The sequence below is a fragment of the Hydrogenovibrio sp. genome, assembly GCF_049975065.1.
GTDB lineage: Bacteria > Pseudomonadota > Gammaproteobacteria > Thiomicrospirales > Thiomicrospiraceae > Hydrogenovibrio.
Map to the genome: position 1 here is coordinate 1 of NZ_JBNGDN010000007.1, position 18,060 is coordinate 18,060.

14 protein-coding genes are annotated in these 18,060 nt (G+C 52.8%); 4 read left to right on the forward strand and 10 right to left on the reverse strand.

Translation table 11 applies throughout. The annotated features are described in order from the left end of the window. Nucleotides 1-188: 188 nt before the first annotated feature. Together tyrS and ACP5D0_RS02130 are read right to left on the reverse strand one after the other, a co-directional pair. The gene (gene tyrS / locus ACP5D0_RS02125) at nt 189-1,382 is read right to left on the reverse strand and encodes a tyrosine--tRNA ligase (RefSeq protein WP_472363966.1); all 1,194 of its coding nucleotides are present in this window, start codon (nt 1,380-1,382) and stop codon (nt 189-191) included. Nucleotides 1,383-1,457: 75 nt separating this feature from the next. Beyond that, nucleotides 1,458-2,405, reverse strand: coding sequence for a dihydroorotate dehydrogenase (locus ACP5D0_RS02130; protein WP_472363967.1), 948 nt, complete (start codon nt 2,403-2,405; stop codon nt 1,458-1,460). A gap of 21 nt (nt 2,406-2,426) precedes the next feature. Between ACP5D0_RS02130 and ACP5D0_RS02135 the strand changes: the two genes are divergently transcribed. Beyond that, complete coding sequence (locus ACP5D0_RS02135; protein WP_472363908.1) at nt 2,427-2,900, forward strand: tRNA (cytidine(34)-2'-O)-methyltransferase; 474 nt, start codon at nt 2,427-2,429, stop codon at nt 2,898-2,900. 39 nt (nt 2,901-2,939) lie between these two features. Here ACP5D0_RS02135 and ACP5D0_RS02140 read toward each other — a convergent pair whose 3' ends face one another. The 4 genes from ACP5D0_RS02140 to ACP5D0_RS02155 form a co-directional block, all read right to left on the reverse strand. Continuing rightward, entirely contained in the window at nt 2,940-3,974 is a 1,035-nt protein-coding gene (locus ACP5D0_RS02140; RefSeq protein WP_472363909.1) for an NAD(P)H-dependent glycerol-3-phosphate dehydrogenase, read from the reverse strand. 40 nt (nt 3,975-4,014) lie between these two features. Further along, nucleotides 4,015-4,473 (reverse strand): protein-export chaperone SecB, encoded by a 459-nt coding sequence (gene secB, locus ACP5D0_RS02145; protein ID WP_472363910.1) that lies wholly within the window; start codon nt 4,471-4,473, stop codon nt 4,015-4,017. 108 nt (nt 4,474-4,581) lie between these two features. After that, a complete protein-coding gene (gene grxC, locus ACP5D0_RS02150; protein WP_472363911.1) occupies nt 4,582-4,836 on the reverse strand; it encodes a glutaredoxin 3 in 255 nt (84 codons plus the stop codon). 8 nt (nt 4,837-4,844) lie between these two features. Continuing rightward, complete coding sequence (locus ACP5D0_RS02155; protein WP_472363912.1) at nt 4,845-5,294, reverse strand: rhodanese-like domain-containing protein; 450 nt, start codon at nt 5,292-5,294, stop codon at nt 4,845-4,847. 147 nt (nt 5,295-5,441) lie between these two features. On the opposite strand from ACP5D0_RS02155, the gene gpmI reads away from it, so the two are divergent. The 3 genes from gpmI to ACP5D0_RS02170 all read left to right on the forward strand — a co-directional run bounded on the left by gpmI (nt 5,442) and on the right by ACP5D0_RS02170 (nt 13,179). Further along, on the forward strand, nt 5,442-7,010 hold the full coding sequence (gpmI, locus tag ACP5D0_RS02160) for a 2,3-bisphosphoglycerate-independent phosphoglycerate mutase (RefSeq protein WP_472363913.1): 1,569 nt from the start codon (nt 5,442-5,444) through the stop codon (nt 7,008-7,010). Between the two features lie 263 nt (nt 7,011-7,273). Beyond that, nucleotides 7,274-11,755: a glutamate synthase large subunit gene (gltB, locus tag ACP5D0_RS02165; RefSeq protein ID WP_472363914.1), complete on the forward strand. Its 4,482-nt coding sequence runs from the start codon at nt 7,274-7,276 to the stop codon at nt 11,753-11,755. A gap of 11 nt (nt 11,756-11,766) precedes the next feature. Further along, the gene (locus ACP5D0_RS02170) at nt 11,767-13,179 is read left to right on the forward strand and encodes a glutamate synthase subunit beta (RefSeq protein WP_472363915.1); all 1,413 of its coding nucleotides are present in this window, start codon (nt 11,767-11,769) and stop codon (nt 13,177-13,179) included. A gap of 115 nt (nt 13,180-13,294) precedes the next feature. On the opposite strand, the gene ACP5D0_RS02175 is transcribed toward ACP5D0_RS02170, so the two are convergent. From ACP5D0_RS02175 to groL, 4 genes are all read right to left on the reverse strand, one after another. Beyond that, nucleotides 13,295-14,473, reverse strand: coding sequence for a citrate synthase (locus ACP5D0_RS02175; protein ID WP_472363916.1), 1,179 nt, complete (start codon nt 14,471-14,473; stop codon nt 13,295-13,297). A gap of 78 nt (nt 14,474-14,551) precedes the next feature. Beyond that, nucleotides 14,552-14,893 carry an iron-sulfur cluster insertion protein ErpA gene (erpA, locus tag ACP5D0_RS02180; protein ID WP_472363917.1) on the reverse strand — a complete coding sequence of 114 codons (342 nt, stop codon included), beginning with the start codon at nt 14,891-14,893 and terminating at the stop codon, nt 14,552-14,554. Nucleotides 14,894-14,977: 84 nt separating this feature from the next. Continuing rightward, nucleotides 14,978-16,027, reverse strand: coding sequence for an N-acetyl-gamma-glutamyl-phosphate reductase (gene argC, locus ACP5D0_RS02185; protein WP_472363919.1), 1,050 nt, complete (start codon nt 16,025-16,027; stop codon nt 14,978-14,980). Nucleotides 16,028-16,399: 372 nt separating this feature from the next. After that, the gene (gene groL / locus ACP5D0_RS02190; protein WP_472363920.1) at nt 16,400-18,034 is read right to left on the reverse strand and encodes a chaperonin GroEL; all 1,635 of its coding nucleotides are present in this window, start codon (nt 18,032-18,034) and stop codon (nt 16,400-16,402) included. Between the last annotated feature and the right edge of the window lie 26 nt (nt 18,035-18,060).

Below are 18,060 nucleotides of genomic sequence, written 5' to 3' on the forward strand. Positions count from 1 at the left end.
GGGACCCCATCATTATGAGTGATGTGCTCTAACCAGCTGAGCTATGTAGCCAAAAAAGATTGACGTATTATAGAATGTTTTAGGGTTATGTCAACCGCTGACTGGGTTTTTTCACCGCTTTGGCATTCTGCCAGGCCTGGCAGTTTTGACCAGGCCTGGTCGATTGCGATAATGGGGTTTTCAAACCATCAGGCCTGCACGCTAATGCGGGCAAATTTGCGTTTACCTACCTGATACACCTGCGCCTCGCAGTTTTCAACCTTGGCTCGGCTGTCGGTGACTTTTTCGCCGTTCAGCTTCACCGCACCTTGCTTGACCATACGATGGCCGTCGGAAGTCGAAGCAACCAAACCGGCTTCTTTCAATACATTCGCCAGTGGCATGACCTCATTGAAGGTAAATTCCGGCATTTCATCTGGAATGGCGTTTTTGGAAAAACGGGTCTCAAAATCGTTCAAAGCCGCTTCGGCACTTTCTGAATTGTGGAAACGTTCAATCAGTTCCAACGCCAGCTTAATTTTGATATTGCGCGGATTTTCACCGTCTTTCACCGCTTGTTGATAAGCCGCTATGGTTTCCAGCGATTCAAACGACAGCAGTTCAAAGTAGCGCCACATCAGTTCATCGGAAATCGACATCACCTTGCCGAACATATCATTCGGGGCATCTTGGATACCGATATAGTTCCCTAAGGATTTGGACATTTTTTGCACGCCGTCCAAGCCTTCCAAAATCGGCATGGTTAAGGTGCATTGCGCCGGTTTTCCGTAATGTTGCTGCAAGGTTCGCCCCATCAGCAAATTGAACTTTTGATCGGTACCGCCCAGCTCAATGTCTGCGTCCATTGCCACGGAATCGTAGCCTTGCACCAGTGGGTACAAAAATTCGTGTATTGCAATGGGCGTATTGGACGCATAACGATCACCAAAATCATTACGTTCCAACATCCGCGCCACCGTCGTGGTGCCGGCCAGCTTAATCATGTCCGCCGCCGTCAATTTCGACATCCACTCGGAGTTGAACACCACTTGGGTTTTCGCCGGATCCAAAATCTTGAACACCTGCTCTTTATAGGTTTCCGCATTGCGCAACACATCGTCTTCCGACAAAGGGGGGCGCGTGGCGCTTTTGCCGGTCGGGTCGCCAATCATGGCGGTAAAGTCGCCGATCAGGAATAAAATTTCATGCCCTAAATCCTGAAACTGCTTCAATTTGTTAATCAGCACCGTGTGCCCAAGGTGCAAGTCCGGCGCAGTCGGATCAAAGCCAGCTTTGACTTTTAGCGGCTTGCCCGATTCCAGCTTTTCCACCAGTTCTTTCTCGACCAGAATCTCTTCCGCGCCACGTTTGATAATCGCTAATTGTTCTTCTACTGTTTTCATATTCATTATTATGTTGAGTTCTTTTTCAATGGGTTGAGGATTGGAATGTATGCGGACTGTTTTGATAAACGTTTTTCAGCCACACAAAACGGTGTCGGTGTTCAGCGTCAGGCGGCCGGTCATTTCCTGAACCGTGGCATAGCCGTGACGCTTCATATATCGCTCAATGCCTTTGGCGACTTTTTTCACCATCAACGGATCTTTTGCCAGGCCTGTGCCAATCGCAACCATCGAGGCGCCGGCGAGGATAAACTCAATGGCATCTTCCGCCGAAGTAATGCCGCCTAAGCCGATAATCGGCACGTCATAGTGTTTGGCCACTTGATAGACCTGATGCACCTTCAACAGAGCAATCGGTTTAATCGCCGGACCGGAAAGCCCGCCCTGATTATTGCCCAGTGTCGGTCTGGCGGAATGAATGTCGATCTGCATGCCCATCAAGGTATTAATGGCGGACAATATATCCGCCCCAGCGTCAATCACGCGACGCGCCCCTTCGGCAATATCGGTCTGGTTGGGCGACAATTTCACAATCAACGGCTTGCGGGTGCTGGCACGACAAGCCTCCACCACGCGCGCCGCCATATCTGGGTCGTTTCCGAAGGCCGCGCCGCCTTTTTTCACATTCGGACAGGAAATATTCACTTCAATCGCCGGCAGGTCGGTTTGGTCGAACAAACGCACGACTTGCGCATACTCCTCCACTGACGAGCCGGAGACATTAATGATAAATTGTGTTTGGCTTAGATCCAGCTTTGGTAGATAATCTGCAATCACGGCGTGCGCCCCCGGGTTTTGCAAACCAATGGAATTCAACAGGCCGCAAGGCGATTCCATTACCCGTTCTGGTTTATTGCCCAGTTTTGGTTCCAGAGTCGTGCCTTTCAGAAACACCGCACCGACATCTCGGTTGGCGAAACCGGAAACCGCTTGGTACTCAAAACCGTAACCGGCATTACCGGAGGCCATCGCCACCGGGTTGGCAAATCGAATGCCCTTTAATTCAACCGACAAATCAACCAAGTTGTTCACCACTACATTATTATGATCCACATTATTTTATATGAACCGGAAATTCCACAAAACACTGGGGCATTGATTCGACTCAGCGCCAATATGGGCGCACACCTGCATTTGATTCAGCCCTATGCGTTCGACCTCAGCGAAAAAAAAGTGCGCCGCGCCGGACTGGATTACGCCGAACTGGCCAATCTGCACGAGCACGAATCGCTTGAAAACTGCCTGAAAATACTGCAACCCAATCGTGTGTTTGCACTCACCACCAAAACCGACCGTTATTATACCGAACCGATCTTTGAAAACGGCGACGCCTTTTTGTTCGGCCCGGAAAGCCGAGGCTTGCCCGCCGATGTTTTGCAGAGTCTGCCGCGGCAACAACGCCTCACCATTCCCATGGTGCCGGGCGGGCGCAGCCTGAATCTGGCGAATGCGGTGTCGGTGATGGCTTACGAAGCCTGGCGTCAACTCGACTTCGACATGAATCTGCCCGCTCACTGAATCGCAAAAACCACCAAGCCTGGTGGTTTTCCGTTCTCGCTAAAAGGGCTCTGTTTCCGAGCGCCCATCACGATGCATCAGGGTTTTCACCGCTTGCTGCGCCGTCTTTTCGCCGCTGATAATGCAATAAACCTGTTCCATAATCGGCAAATCCAAATGCCGTTGTTCGGCAATGCGCTTCACCGCTTTGGCGGCTTTAACCCCCTCCACCACTTGACCGATTTCGGCCATCACGTCTTCCGCCGTCACACCCGGCTGCGCCATCTTCAAACCGAAACGCCGATTACGCGACAGATTATCGGTACAGGTCAACACCAAATCGCCCAGGCCTGACAACCCCATCAGCGTATCCGGCTGCGCTCCGAGGGCTGCGCCAAACCGCATCATCTCTTTCATGCCGCGTCCAATCAGTGCCGCGCGCGCATTGGCGCCCAAATGCAAACCGTCCGACAAACCGGTGGCAATGGCCATAATGTTTTTATAAGCTCCACCGATTTCCACGCCAACAATATCCGACTGAGTGTACATTCGAAAGGTGTCACAATGAAAGGCATCCGCCCAAAACTGAGCCTCTGAGGCATCCGAAGAGGCGCTGACCATCGCTGTGGGCAAGCCCCGCGCCACTTCATCCGCAAAGGTGGGGCCAGACAACACAGCCATGGCTTTCATTTCAGGCGCTTCTTCTGCCACCACTTGGTGCAGAAGCAAGCTGCTGTCCGGCTCAAACCCTTTTGTCGCCCAAGCAAAATGTGGCCAGGCCTGGCGAAAATCGCGAACCTCACCCAAACGGCGCAAAACCTCACGAAACACATGGCTGGGCACCACCATCAGCACCGCACCCACCTGCTGAACCGTTTCCGCCAGGTCTGAGGAAACCGTAAGATTTTCCGGAAAAGTGACGCCGCGCAAATAACGCTCATTTTGACGATATTTTTGCAGCTGCGCTGCGCGCTCTGGCTGATGCTCCCACAGACGAACCGCATGACCATTTTTGGCCAAATGAATCGCCAGCGCCGTTCCCCAAGCACCCGCCCCTAAAACCGCAATGCCGGCCGCTTCAGTCTGCCGAGTCATGCGAGCGCCTTAAAACGAGACCGAGTTTCACAACACAAGGTTATTGCTGTGTTTCCGGTGCCGCTGCGTTGCCCTGCTGCTGCAAATGATTGGCATACATCGCATCGAAATTCACCGGCTCCAACAACAACTGCGGGAAGCCGCCACGGGTGACCATTTCGGAAATCGCTTCGCGCGCATAGGGAAAGAGCGCATTTGGGCATTGAGTCGCTAAGAGGTAGCCCAGTTCATCCTCACCAAATCCGGTGATGGTAAAAATGCCAGCCTGCTCCACTTCACACAGAAAAGCGGTTTTTTCGCCAACTTTAGTGGTCGCTGTCACTCGAACGACGGCGTGATAGACCCCTTCTTCAAGGTTCGAAGTTTCCACATTCAAATCGACGTCCAACTGCGGCTGGAACTCCTGAGTGAACATTTCCGGTGAATTGGGCGCTTCAAATGAGATGTTGCGCGTGTAAATTTTTTGAATGGAAAAGTGCTTTTCCGCTTGCTCTGACATGACATTTCCTTAGATGAATACTTAGATTAATAAACTGTAAACTTTGCTATATTTTTCAATGATCGACATGATCACCTATTACGCGACTGAGTGTCTGGACAACCGAGCTTACTCGGCCAAAAGCTGATCCAATTCGCCCGAACGCTCGGCGGCCGACAAATCGTCAAACCCACCGACATGATGTTCGCCAATAAACACCTGCGGCACGGTATTGCGACCGGACTTGGCCTGCAATTCGGCCCACATGGCACGGTCACTGCCCACATCAATCACGTCATAGGCCAAGCCTTTTCCATCCAACAGGCTTCTGGCCATGGTGCAAAATGGACAGGTCTGGGTTACGTACATAACGATTTTTGGCATCTTCGAACTCACTTTTTTTCTTTTCTTAGTTTTTTTTTAGAAACCGGCTTATTTAGGGGCAGGCCAGCGTTTTTCCACGACAAGATTCCGCCACTGAGGTTATTCACCTTGGTAAAGCCTTCTTTTACCAGCGTTTTCGCCACCGAGGCCGACCGCATACCCGACTGACAATAGACCAACACCAACTCGTCTTTATGGGGGCGAATGGTCTCCATCTTTTTCGCGACCTCCGTTGAAGAAATATGCTCCGCTTCACCGATAAAACCGGTTTTGTATTCCGCATCCGAACGCACATCCAGCACCCAGGCACCGGCATTGTACAGTCGCACGGCTTCATCGGCGTTCACCGTTTGATACCCCGACAAGCGATCCCCGAAGTAACTGTACGCCAACATCACCGCTATCACACCCAGTGCGATAAAAAGAAAAATTTGCTCTTCCACAAATTCAATAAACATTCATAATTCCTTGGATAACATCCGCCAAAATTCAAAGCTAATGATTTTAACAGTCAAACTCGTTACAATAAATGACATTTTCAAATTTTATTCTTTTTTGCGGCTCAACTCCCGAAACCGCGAAACCGCTTCTCAAAAGGAAACCACATGACAGAGACAGTGCAAATCGAACACCGACCTACCGGATTGATCATCTTGGACGGCTGGGGACATCGTGAAGCCAAACAGCACAATGCCATTGCACAAGCCAACACACCCAACTGGGATCAACTGCTTAAAGACTATCACCACACCCTGATCAGCACCTCCGGCATGGCGGTGGGCTTACCCGATGGACAGATGGGTAACTCCGAAGTCGGCCACATGAATCTTGGAGCCGGACGCGTGGTGTATCAAGAACTGACCCGCATTCAAAAAGACATCGACGACGGACGCTTCTTTCAAAACAACGCCCTGCTGAAAGCGATTGACGCCGCCATTGACCGCCGACGCAAGGTTCATATTCTCGGCTTGCTGTCCGACGGCGGCGTACACTCACACATCAACCACATCAAGGCCAGTGTGCAAATGGCGCATGAGCGTGGTGCCGAAATCTACGTCCACGTTTTCACCGATGGGCGTGATACTTCGCCGCGCAGCGCCATACAATACATCGAAGAACTGGAAAGCTTTATGCAGCAACTGGGTGGCGGTGAAATCGCCTCCGTTACCGGTCGTTATTACGCCTTGGATCGCGACAACCGCTGGGATCGTGTTAAACAAGCCTATGACGCCATCACCTGTGGTGAAGGGCTGTTCGAGGCGGCTTCCGCTGAAGAAGCCGTTGAAATGGCGTACGAACGCGGTGAAAATGACGAATTCATCCAAGCCACAGTCATTCCCCGCAAAGAAGATGGTAAGCACGTCCGCGTCAAGGACGGCGACTCGGTCATTTTTATGAACTTCCGTTCCGACCGCGCCCGCCAGCTGACCAAAGCCTTTATTGTAGACGACTTTGCCGACTTTCACCGTTGCAACACCCCGGTATTGTCCTCTTTCGTCACCCTCACCGAATACAAAAAGAACTTTGAGAAATTCGGCGCACTCATTGCCTATCGCCCAAACAAATTGCGCAACACCTTTGGCGAGTATGTTTCCAAAAAAGGATTGAAGCAGCTGCGCATTGCCGAAACCGAAAAATACGCTCACGTCACCTTCTTTTTCAATGGCGGCGTTGAGGAACCAAACCGAGGGGAAGATCGCATTCTGGTCAACTCCCCGAAAGTCGCCACCTACGATTTACAGCCGGAAATGAGCCTGCCAGAAGTGAAAGAAAAGCTGATCGCAGCCATTCAAAGCGGTCAATACGACACCTTTATCTGCAATATCGCCAACCCAGACATGGTTGGCCACACAGGGGTGTTTGATGCCTGCATTAAGGCGGTTGAAGCGGTTGACGCAGCACTGGGCGAGATTTTAGCGGCACTGAAGGCCGCTGGGGGCGAGGCCATCGTGACCGCCGACCACGGCAATATGGAAATGCTGTTTGACGACGAAACCGGCAAGCCAGTGACCTCGCACACCACCTTCCCAGTGCCGCTGGTGTATTTCGGTGAGCGTGATTTTGCCCTGCGCACGGGCGGCGCTTTATGCGATGTCATCCCGACCTTACTGGATCTGATGGCCATCGGGCAACCTGAAGAAATGAGCGGTTCGTCTCTGATCGACAAACACTGAGACCCGCCGCCCGCCACTTCACCCTCTCGAAAACAGCCAAGGCTGGCTGTTTTCGCTTCCCCCACTCACACCCAGCTGCACCGGCGACCGCGCCCGAAACATTGCTTTCGAGAGTCAAAAAAAGTATAATTTCGCACCATTTTAAATTTTACGACCAACAACACCCATACTATCGCCCAAAAGACCTTCTATAACAAGGTGTTACACAACAAGGTGTTACGAAAAAACACCGACGATAAATGTTGAAAACAGGAAACTGAATTATGAATTCACTCAACAGCTTACAAGGACTCTATTCGCCCGAATTCGAACGAGAGAACTGCGGGTTTGGCATGATTGCCCAAATGGACGACCAGCCCAGCCACTGGGTCGTGCAAACCGCCATCGAGTCCTTAGCCAATATGACGCACCGTGGTGGCGTCGCGGCGGACTGTTGTACGGGTGACGGCTGTGGTCTGCTCATTAAAAAACCGGATGGCTTTTTACGCGCCCAAGCCAGCGCCCTAGGGGCGAAATTATCCGACAATTATGCCTGCGGCATGGTGTTTTTGAACCAGGACACGACCAAAGCTGAACAGGCCAAGTCAACGCTGGAACAGTTTCTGAACAACAAAGGGCTGGACGTGGCAGGCTGGCGCACCGTGCCGGTGGCGTCGGACGTTCTCGGTGCCCAAGCCGCCGGGATGGAACCGCGCATCGAACAGATTTTTGTCAATGCTCCGGCCGACATGACGGACGCCGATTTCAATCGTTTGCTGTTTGTAGCGCGCCGCAAAGCGGAAATGGCGCTTGAAGCGGACGACAGCACTTTTTACATTGCCTCCCTGCACAGCCAGCTGATGTCCTACAAAGGGCTGGTCATGCCGAAAGAGTTGCCGGAATATTATCTGGATTTGAAGTCTGAAGACTTCGAGTCTTCGTTGATTTCCTATCACCAGCGTTTTTCCACCAACACCTTGCCGCAATGGCGACTGGCGCAACCTTTCCGCTTCCTGGCGCACAACGGCGAGCTGAACACCATTAAAGGCAACCGCAATTGGGCGTTGGCGCGTCAAAGCAAATTTGCCACCCCGCTGATTCCAGACCTGGCGGAACTGAAGCCTTTGGTCGCACAGGAAGGTTCCGACTCCAACTCATTGGACAACATGCTGGAAGTGCTGATGATGGGTGATATGCCGGTATTTCAGGCATTACGCCTGCTGATTCCGCCCGCTTGGCAGAATATGCCGCACATGGACCCAGATCTCAAAGCGTTTCTGGAATACAACTCCATGCACATGGAACCCTGGGACGGCCCGGCTGGCATGGTGATCAACACCGGCAAATACGCCATCTGCGGTGTGGATCGAAACGGCCTGCGCCCAACGCGCTATGTCGTCACCAAAGATCGCCACATTACCTTTGCCTCGGAAATTGGTGTTTACAACTACGCACCGGAAGACGTACTGGAAAAAGGTCGCCTGAAGCCCGGCCAAATCATTGCGGTGGATCTGGAAGCCGGTCGTCTGCTCAAACCGGAAGACATCGACAATGCCCTCAAGCAAGCCAAACCCTACCGTCAGTGGATGGACAAAGGCTATATGCACTTAGAAGAGCGCCTGGAGTCGGAGGCCTATACTTCCGACTGGGACGCCGACACCGCAGATGTGTATCAAAAATATTACCAGGTCTCGTTTGAAGAGCGGGATCAGATTATTCGTGTTCTCGCCGAATCCAGTCAGGAGGCCATTGGCTCCATGGGCGATGATGCCCCCTTGCCGGTTTTCTCGCACAAAGAGCGTTCGGTTTACGATTATTTCCGCCAGATGTTTGCTCAGGTCACCAATCCGCCGATTGACCCCTTGCGGGAAAACATTGTGATGTCACTGAACACCTGTTTCGGCCGCGAATTGAATATGTTTGACGAAAGCGAAGCCCATGCACGCCGCTTAGAGTCGCAGTCACCGATTTTATCACCATCGATGATGAAACACTTGCTGGGCATGGTGGACGAACATTACCGTCACCAACGCGTTTCCATGCACTACAATCCAGACCAGAAAGACCTGAAACAAGCCATCGTTGACTTGTGCGATGCCACTGTCGAGGCCGTAAACCAAGGCGTGACACTGCTCATTCTCAGCGATCTGTCGATTGAAAAGGGGTTGGTGACCATCCCGGCCGCCATGGCAACCGGTGCGGTCCACCATCGCCTGATTCAGGAAGGTCTGCGCCCAGAAGCCAACCTCATTGTTGAAACCGGCAGCAGCCGCGACCCACACCACTTTGCCGTGCTGTTTGGCTACGGTGCCACCGCGGTTTATCCGTATCTCGCCTATGAAACCATCCAAGACATGATTCGCACCCGAGAACTGGATGAGAAAGTCGGCTTAGATCAGTACATTAAAAACTATCGCAAAGGCATCAATAAAGGCCTGTTCAAGATTCTCTCAAAAATGGGAATTTCGACCATTACGTCCTATCGCGGATCGCAACTGTTTGAAGCCGTCGGCCTCAGTCGTGAGATTGTCGATCTCTGCTTTAAGGGCACACCGACCCGTATCGAAGGGACACGCTTTGACGATTTGGAAAGCGACTTGGCGAAAGTGGCCAAGCACGCCTTTAACCCCCGCAAATTTTTACAACCCGGCGGCCTGCTGAAATACATTCACGGCGGGGAATACCACGCCTACAACCCCGATGTGGTCAATTATTTGCGCGATGCGGTGCAAAAAGGGGATCAAGCGGCCTATGCCAAGTTTGCTCAACTGGTAAACGAACGCCCCGCCATGACGGTGCGTGATCTCATCACCTTTAAGGACAACCTCAAGCCGATTGCATTGGATCAGGTTGAACCCATCGAATCCATCTTCAAGCGTTTCGACTCCGCAGGGATTTCGTTGGGTGCCTTGTCGCCAGAAGCCCACGAAGCCCTAGCGATAGCCATGAATCGCATCGGCGCACGCTCCAACTCCGGTGAAGGGGCGGAGGATCCGTCCCGCTACGGCACCGAAAAAATGTCGAAAATCAAACAAATCGCCTCCGGGCGTTTTGGTGTGACCGCACATTATTTACGCAACGCCGAAGTGCTGCAAATCAAAGTTGCACAAGGCGCGAAACCGGGTGAAGGCGGTCAGTTGCCGGGTCATAAAGTGGATGCCACCATTGCGCGTTTGCGCCATTCGGTGGAAGGCGTCACCTTGATTTCACCGCCACCGCATCACGATATTTATTCGATTGAAGATTTGGCGCAGTTGATTTTCGATTTAAAGCAGGTCAATCCAAACGCACTGGTCTCAGTCAAATTGGTAGCGGAACCCGGTGTTGGCACCATTGCCGCTGGGGTGGCAAAAGCCTACGCCGATCTGATCACCATTTCCGGTTACGACGGCGGCACCGGTGCCAGCCCACTCACGTCGGTCAAATATGCGGGCAACCCCTTTGAAATGGGCTTGGTGGAAGCGCATCAGGTATTGCGTGCCAACGATTTGCGCGGCCAGGTCATTCTGCAGTCCGACGGCGGCCTCAAAACCGGCCTGGACGTGATTAAAGCCGCCATTCTCGGTGCCGAGTCCTTTGGTTTCGGCACAGCGCCGATGATTGCGCTGGGCTGCAAATACCTGCGCATCTGCCACTTGAACACCTGTGCCGTGGGTGTGGCCACGCAGGATGAGCGTCTGCGGAAGGAACATTTTGTCGGCCTGCCGGAAATGGTGATCAACTATTTCACCTTCGTGGCGGAAGAAACCCGCGAATGGTTAGCCAAACTGGGCGTGGCACGCCTGGAAGATTTGGTTGGACGCGTCGATCTGTTAAAGAAAATCGATGCGCCGCTGACGCAAAAGCAGCAGCACATTGATTTGACGCCCATCATTTCGGACGGCGGCGTGGATCCATCCAAACCGCAAACCGTTCAAGTGGATCGCAACAACCCTTGGGACGACGGTCATCTGGCAGAAGATATCGTGAAAGCCGTGTTGCCTGCTATTGACGCGAAAAGTGGCGGTCAGTTCGACTTTACACTGGTCAACACCGCTCGCTCCATCGGCGCACGTGTCGCCGGTGAAATCGCCCAGCGTTATGGCAACCACGGCATGAAAAATCAGCCGATCACCCTGAAACTGACCGGTATTGCCGGCCAGTCTTTCGGCGTCTTTAACGTAGACGGACTGAATTTGCACTTAGAAGGCGATGCCAACGACTATGTCGGCAAAGGCATGGCCGGGGGTGAAATCGTCATCCGTCCGGCAAGGGGGCACGCATTTGACCCGCATCTGACGCCAATTGTCGGCAACACCTGTTTGTACGGTGCCACTGGCGGTAAACTGTTTGCCAACGGCACAGGCGGTGAACGCTTTGCCGTGCGTAACTCCGGTGCAACCGCCGTGGTCGAAGGCCTGGGGGATCACGGCTGTGAATACATGACGGGCGGGACTGTGGTGAGCCTTGGCGCGGTGGGGGTTAACTTCGGCGCGGGGATGTCCGGCGGCATGGCCTTTATCCTGGACTTGGATCGCACCCTGCCCGACCGCCTGAACTCGGAAATGGTGGAAGCCATTCGTATCGACACCGAGTCCACCGAAGCCTATCGCATTTACCTCAAAGACCTTCTGGCGGAATACGTGGCGAAAACCGACAGTGCCTTCGGTCAGGAGGTGCTGCAGGATTTCAGCCGCTATCTGCATAATTTCTGGTTGATCAAGTCTCGCGCCATCGGTGTGGACAAATTATTGGATTTATTTGCCAACTGCGGTGATGGAGAATAAGGAAACGAACCATGGGAAATGTAAGACAATTTTTAGAACTGGATCGACAGCTTCCGAGCAAAAAAGAAGCCATGGACCGCAAACAGAATTTCAATGAGATTTACACGGAATTCACCCTGGCTCAGGCTCAGGCTCAGGCGGATCGCTGCCTGCATTGCGGTAATCCTTATTGTGAATGGGCGTGCCCGGTGCACAACTACATTCCAAACTGGCTGAAGCTGGTCGCCGAAGGCAATGTGTTGGAAGCGGCCGAATTGTCCCATCAGACAAACTCGCTGCCGGAAATGTGCGGTCGCATCTGTCCGCAGGATCGCCTGTGTGAAGAAGCCTGTACTTTGGAAGACACTCACTTCGGTGCCGTCACCATTGGCGCAGTGGAAAAGTACATCACCGACACCGCCACCGAAATGGGTTGGACGCCCAGCCTGAGCAACATCCCCATGACGGACAAGAAGGTCGCCATTGTCGGTTCCGGTCCTGCCGGTCTGGGCTGTGCCGACATTTTGATTCGTAACGGCGTCAAACCAGTGGTGTTCGAAAAAGAACAGCAGATCGGCGGCCTGCTGACCTTTGGGATTCCGCAGTTCAAGCTTGATAAGGAAATCGTCGTCAAGCGCCGTAACATCCTCGAAGGCATGGGCGTTGAGTTCCACTGCAATACTGAGATTGGTAAGGACATTACCTTTGAACAGCTTCTGCAGGACTATGATGCGGTTTTCCTCGGCATGGGCACCTACAAGCCGATGGCCGGACGCTTCCCCGGGGAGGATCTGCCGCAGGTCTACAAAGCGCTGGATTTCCTCATTGGCAACGTCAAGCACGAACTGGGGATGGAGCAGTCGCCGGAACCCTATGTTTCCATGAAAGGCAAGCGCGTGGTGGTTCTAGGCGGTGGCGACACCACCATGGACTGTACCCGCACCTCGATTCGTCAGGGTGCCCGTGAAGTCTACTGCGTCTACCGTCGTGACGAAGCCAATATGCCCGGTTCCCGCGCCGAAGTGAAGAACGCCAAGGAAGAAGGCGTGCAGTTTAAATTCAATCTGGCACCGGTGGAAGTGCTGGCCGAAAACGGTCAAGTCACGGGGCTGAAGGTCATTGAAACCCGCATGGGCGAGCCGGATGAAAACGGGCGTCGTCGTGCGGAAATGATTGAAGGGTCGGAAACCGTAATTGAATGCGATGCCGTCATTGTCGCCTTTGGCTTCCAGCCGAACCCGCCCGCCTGGTTCCAAGACCACAATATCGGCTTAACCGACTGGCAGACGGTGGTGGCGCAGGAAAGCGGCGACTACCCTTTCCAGACATCAAACGCTCAAGTGTTTGCCGGTGGCGACATGGTGCGCGGTTCCAGCCTGGTGGTGCACGCCATTGCCGAAGGCCGCAAAGCGGCGGAAGGTATTCTGGATTACCTCGACGTCTAACCGCCTCAGCGCCCTTTGACGCCAGAAACAACACACGGCATCGGCTACAAAGAGGAAGACAATAAAAAAGCGCCAGGCCTGGCGCTTTTTTTGTTTGCGATTTTGAAAGTATCCATCAGTCGATTGACAGTGTGGATTCACCCCGCTTTTCCATGGGCAAGTAGCACGCCGTTCCGGCACCCTTATATATTTGCGTGGGTCGGAAAATTTTATTGTTCTGCAGCTGTTCCCGCCAGTGCGCCATCCACCCAGCCGAACGTGCCACCGCAAAAATGGGGGTAAAGAGTCCGGCATCAAAGCCCATTTCCTTGTAAAGAATGCCGGAATAAAAATCCACATTTGGGTAAACGCCCTTGTGCCCCAATAGCTCTTCGCAAACGGTTTCCACTTCCATAGCAGTAGCAAACGCCTGACTGAGGGAACCGGCGTCACTTTTATTCTGCAGCAGCTGCGATGAAAGCTTTTGCAGAATGGTCGCACGCGGGTCCTTGGTTTTGTATTCCCGGTGCCCCATGCCCCAGATCACTTTCTTTTCCGACAGGCGTTTTTCAATGTAGGCACGGGCATTTTCCGGCGTGCCGATTTCATCCAGCATTTCAATCACTTTCTGATTGGCACCGCCATGCAAGGGCCCGGACAGGGAGGCAATGGCGGAGGAAATCACCGAGCAGGGGTTCGCCAGCGTCGAACCCGTTACCATGGTGGTGAAGGTGGAGGCATTGATGGTATGCTCGGCGTGCAGAATCAAGCAGGCATCCAGTAAACGCGCCCAGTCTTTGTCCGGTTCCTCGCCGGTCACCATATACAGAAAGTTTTCGGCGTAGGTCAAGTCCTTGCGCGGCTCGATCGGGTCGTAACCATTGCGCATATGCTCCCACATTGCCACAAGGGTGCCCATGTGCGAAATAATGTTTACCGTGACTTCATTGATGTATTGCTGGTTCTCGGTGCCGCCTTTCATGTATTCGGTGCTGGGATAAAAGCTCGCCAGACTGGCCACCGCCACCTGCAACATGTGCATTGGGTGCGTGGTGGCGGGCAGATTCTTCATAATTTCGCGCAGGTTGTACTTCACCCGCCGTGCATTGCGCAATTTATTTTCAAACGTCGCCAGTTCATCCGCCGTCGGGAGATTGCCAAACAACAGTAAAAGGGTGGTTTCTTCAAAGGAGGAATATTCCGCCAGTTCCATGATGTCGTAACCACGGTAAGTCAGAATACCGTTTTGACCGTCAATATAGGAAATTTCGGATTCGGTCGCCGGAACACCGGCCAGGCCTGGAATATATTCCATATTTAGGTTCCTAGTGATTGGTTCGGGCGCGGCAGCGCCGCTCAGAAGCGACGCACGCCCTGTAATTACAAACGTCTGCTAAACGCCGAAGGACGAGCCACAACCACAGGTGGTGGTGGCGTTCGGGTTTTCGATGACAAAGCGGGCACCTTGAAGATCTTCAAGATAATCGATTTTGGCGCCGACAAGATATTGAAAGCTCATAGGGTCAATCATCAGTTTGACGCCTTCTTTCTCAACAACGGTGTCATCTTCCGCCTGAGATTCGTCAAACGTAAAGCCGTACTGAAACCCGGAGCAACCGCCGCCGGTAATGTAAACACGCAGTTTCAGATTCGGATTACCTTCATCCTCAATCAGACCGCTGACTTTCGCCGCAGCCGCTTCAGTGAAATTCACTGGGGTAGGCATTTCGGACATGGTGGCCTCCTAATGTATCAAAGCGCTCATTGTATCAAAACCTTACGAATCCGTCAGCAATTACTCTGTGACGTCCAAGCCGCTTTAGGGCATCAAGGCGACCTGATTCAACCCCTGAGTTTCCGGAAGCCCACACAGCAGATTCATATTCTGAACCGCTTGACCGGCCGCCCCTTTGACCAGATTATCAATGACCGAAGACACTACCAGCGTCTGACCGCCTTCTGGACGATACACCGCCAGACGACACATATTAGTGCCTTTGACCATACGGGTTTCGGGCTGGCTGCCGAAGGGCATCACATCCACGAACGGTTCATCCGCATAAGCCGACGCCAGCACCGATTGCAATTCGGCTTGGCTGACGTCATTTTCCAGCGTCATATACACTGTGGACTCCATGCCGCGCACCATTGGCACCAGATGCGGCACAAAGGTCAAGCCCACCGGTTCACCGTTCAATACCTGAAGCTTTTCCTGCATCTCCGGCAGGTGACGGTGACCGTTCAAGCCATATGCCTTAAAACTTTCGCTCATTTCCGCGCCGAGCATTGCCACCTTCGCCCCGCGACCGGCGCCGCTCACACCGGATTTTCCGTCAGCGATGATCGCATCCGTTTTCACCAGGCCTGCTTTTAAAAAGGGCACGGCGGCCAGTAGAATGCTGGTCGGATAACAGCCGGGATTGGCGATGATCTGGGCTTTTTGAATATCGTCTCGGAACCACTCGGGCAAACCATAAGCCACTTGGGGCATCATGTCTGGACAGGTGTGTTCCACGCCATACCATTTTGACCAGGCCTGGAGATTTTCAATGCGGAAGTCGGCGGCGAGGTCAATGATTTTCACCCCGGCCGCCACTAATTCTTTCGCCATACTCATGGCCACACCATGCGGTGTGGCAAAGAAAACCACATCGCACGCTGTCAGAACGTCAGGTGAAGGCTCGGAAAAAACCAAATCATAATGACCGCGCAAATTCGGAAACAGTTCCGCTACTGACATCCCCGCTTCACTGCGTGATGTAATCGCCACCACTTCCACTTGTGGATGTTGCGCCAGTAAGCGAAGCAACTCCACACCAGTGTAGCCTGTGCCGCCGACAATGCCAATTTTGATTATTGCGTTTTCCATGTTCCAACCAGTCGGCGCTGCGCACCGCGTTAATTCGTTTAACAAAGTGACCCGAACCCATTACGAGTAAGGGTTAGATCAATCATTTTAGCATGTTCGTTTTGAAAGCATAAAGGCCTTTGCATCGCCTTCACGCAATAACATCAGGCCTGGCGATTTTGTCATTTTCCCAAACGCCAGACACAAAAAAAGCCAGCATAAGCTGGCCTTTGAAACATAAAAGTGCTCAATTTTGGAATTCAGAGGTTCAGTTTTATGCCAGATTTAAGGCGAGAATTTAACCCGAAGCGGAGTGGGCAAATAGCCCATGAACATCGGAAGTTAATTCTCAACGCAGAAGATGGCGTGAAAATGAACCTCTGAAACCAAAATTTACATCATGCCGCCCATTCCGCCCATTCCTGCGGCCGCACCGGCATCCGCGCCACCGTCTTTCGAAGGCAGATCGGCAATGGCCGCACCGGTGGTCAACACCAGACCGGCCACGGAAGCCGCGTTCTGCAAAGCGGAACGAGTCACTTTGGCTGGGTCGATAATACCGGCTTTCAGCATGTCCACATAGGTTTCAGAAGCGGCATCAAAACCGGTATTGCCTTCGGATTCCATCACTTTATTGACAATGACGGAACCTTCCAGACCGCAGTTGGCCGCGATTTGACGCATGGGCTCCTCCATGGCACGCAAGGCGATTTCAATACCGACTTGCTGGTCATCGTTATCCCCCTTCACTTGAACGCGTGAACGCGCACGCACCAGAGCGACCCCCCCACCGGCAACGATTCCTTCCTGCACGGCCGCACGTGTGGCGTGCAACGCATCGTCCACACGGTCTTTTTTCTCTTTCATTTCCATTTCCGTGGCCGCGCCCAACTTAATGACCGCTACACCGCCGGACAACTTCGCCAGACGCTCCTGCAATTTTTCTTTATCGTAGTCGGAAGTGGTGTTTTCCATTTGCGACTTGATCTGCGAGCAACGGGCTTCGATGTCTTCTTTCGTGCCGGTGCCATCAATCAGCTTGGTACTGTCTTTACCGACCACGGCCGACTTGGTTTCACCCAGCATATCCAAAGTGACGTTTTCCAGCGTCAGTCCCACTTCATCGGAAATCACCGTACCACCGGTGAGCACCGCCATATCCTGAAGCATCGCCTTACGACGCTCACCGAAACCGGGCGCTTTCACGGCCGTGGCTTTGACGATACCGCGCATATTGTTGATCACCAATGTCGCCAAGGCTTCGCCATCCACGTCTTCGGCAATAATCAACAACGGACGACCGGCTTTGGAAACCGCTTCCAGGGTTGGCAGAAGGTCACGAATATTGGAGATTTTCTTGTCGTGCAACAGGATGTAAGGATTGTCCAGTTCCGCGACCATTTTTTCCTGATTGGTCACAAAGTAAGGCGATAGATAACCACGGTCGAACTCCATCCCCTCAACCACAACCAACTCATCATGCAAAGAAGAGCCTTCTTCAACGGTGATCACGCCTTCAGTAGACACTTTCTCCATGGCATCGGCAATCATCTTACCGACCGAGGCGTCCGTATTGGCTGAAATAGTTCCGACCTGAGCAATGGCTTCAAAGGTGGTGCAAGGCTGCGCCATTTTCTGAATTTCTTCCACGACCGCTTCAACGGCTTTGTGAATACCACGGTTCAAATCCATCGGGTTCATACCGGCGGCCACAGACTTCATCCCCTCACGCACGATGGACTGCGCCAAAACGGTCGCCGTGGTCGTGCCGTCACCAGCGACGTCATTGGTTTGGGAAGACACTTCCTTCACCATCTGCGCGCCCATATTCATGAACTTGTCTTCCAATTCGATTTCACGCGCCACAGACACACCGTCTTTGGTCACCGTCGGCGCACCGAACGATTTTTCCAACACGACATTACGCCCTTTCGGCCCCAAAGTCACTTTCACAGCATCCGCTAGAACGTTAATCCCTTCTACCATTTTTTCGCGGGCATCTAAGCCCAATCTTACATCTTTTGCCATCTTTAAAATCCTTTGGTTAAACGTTT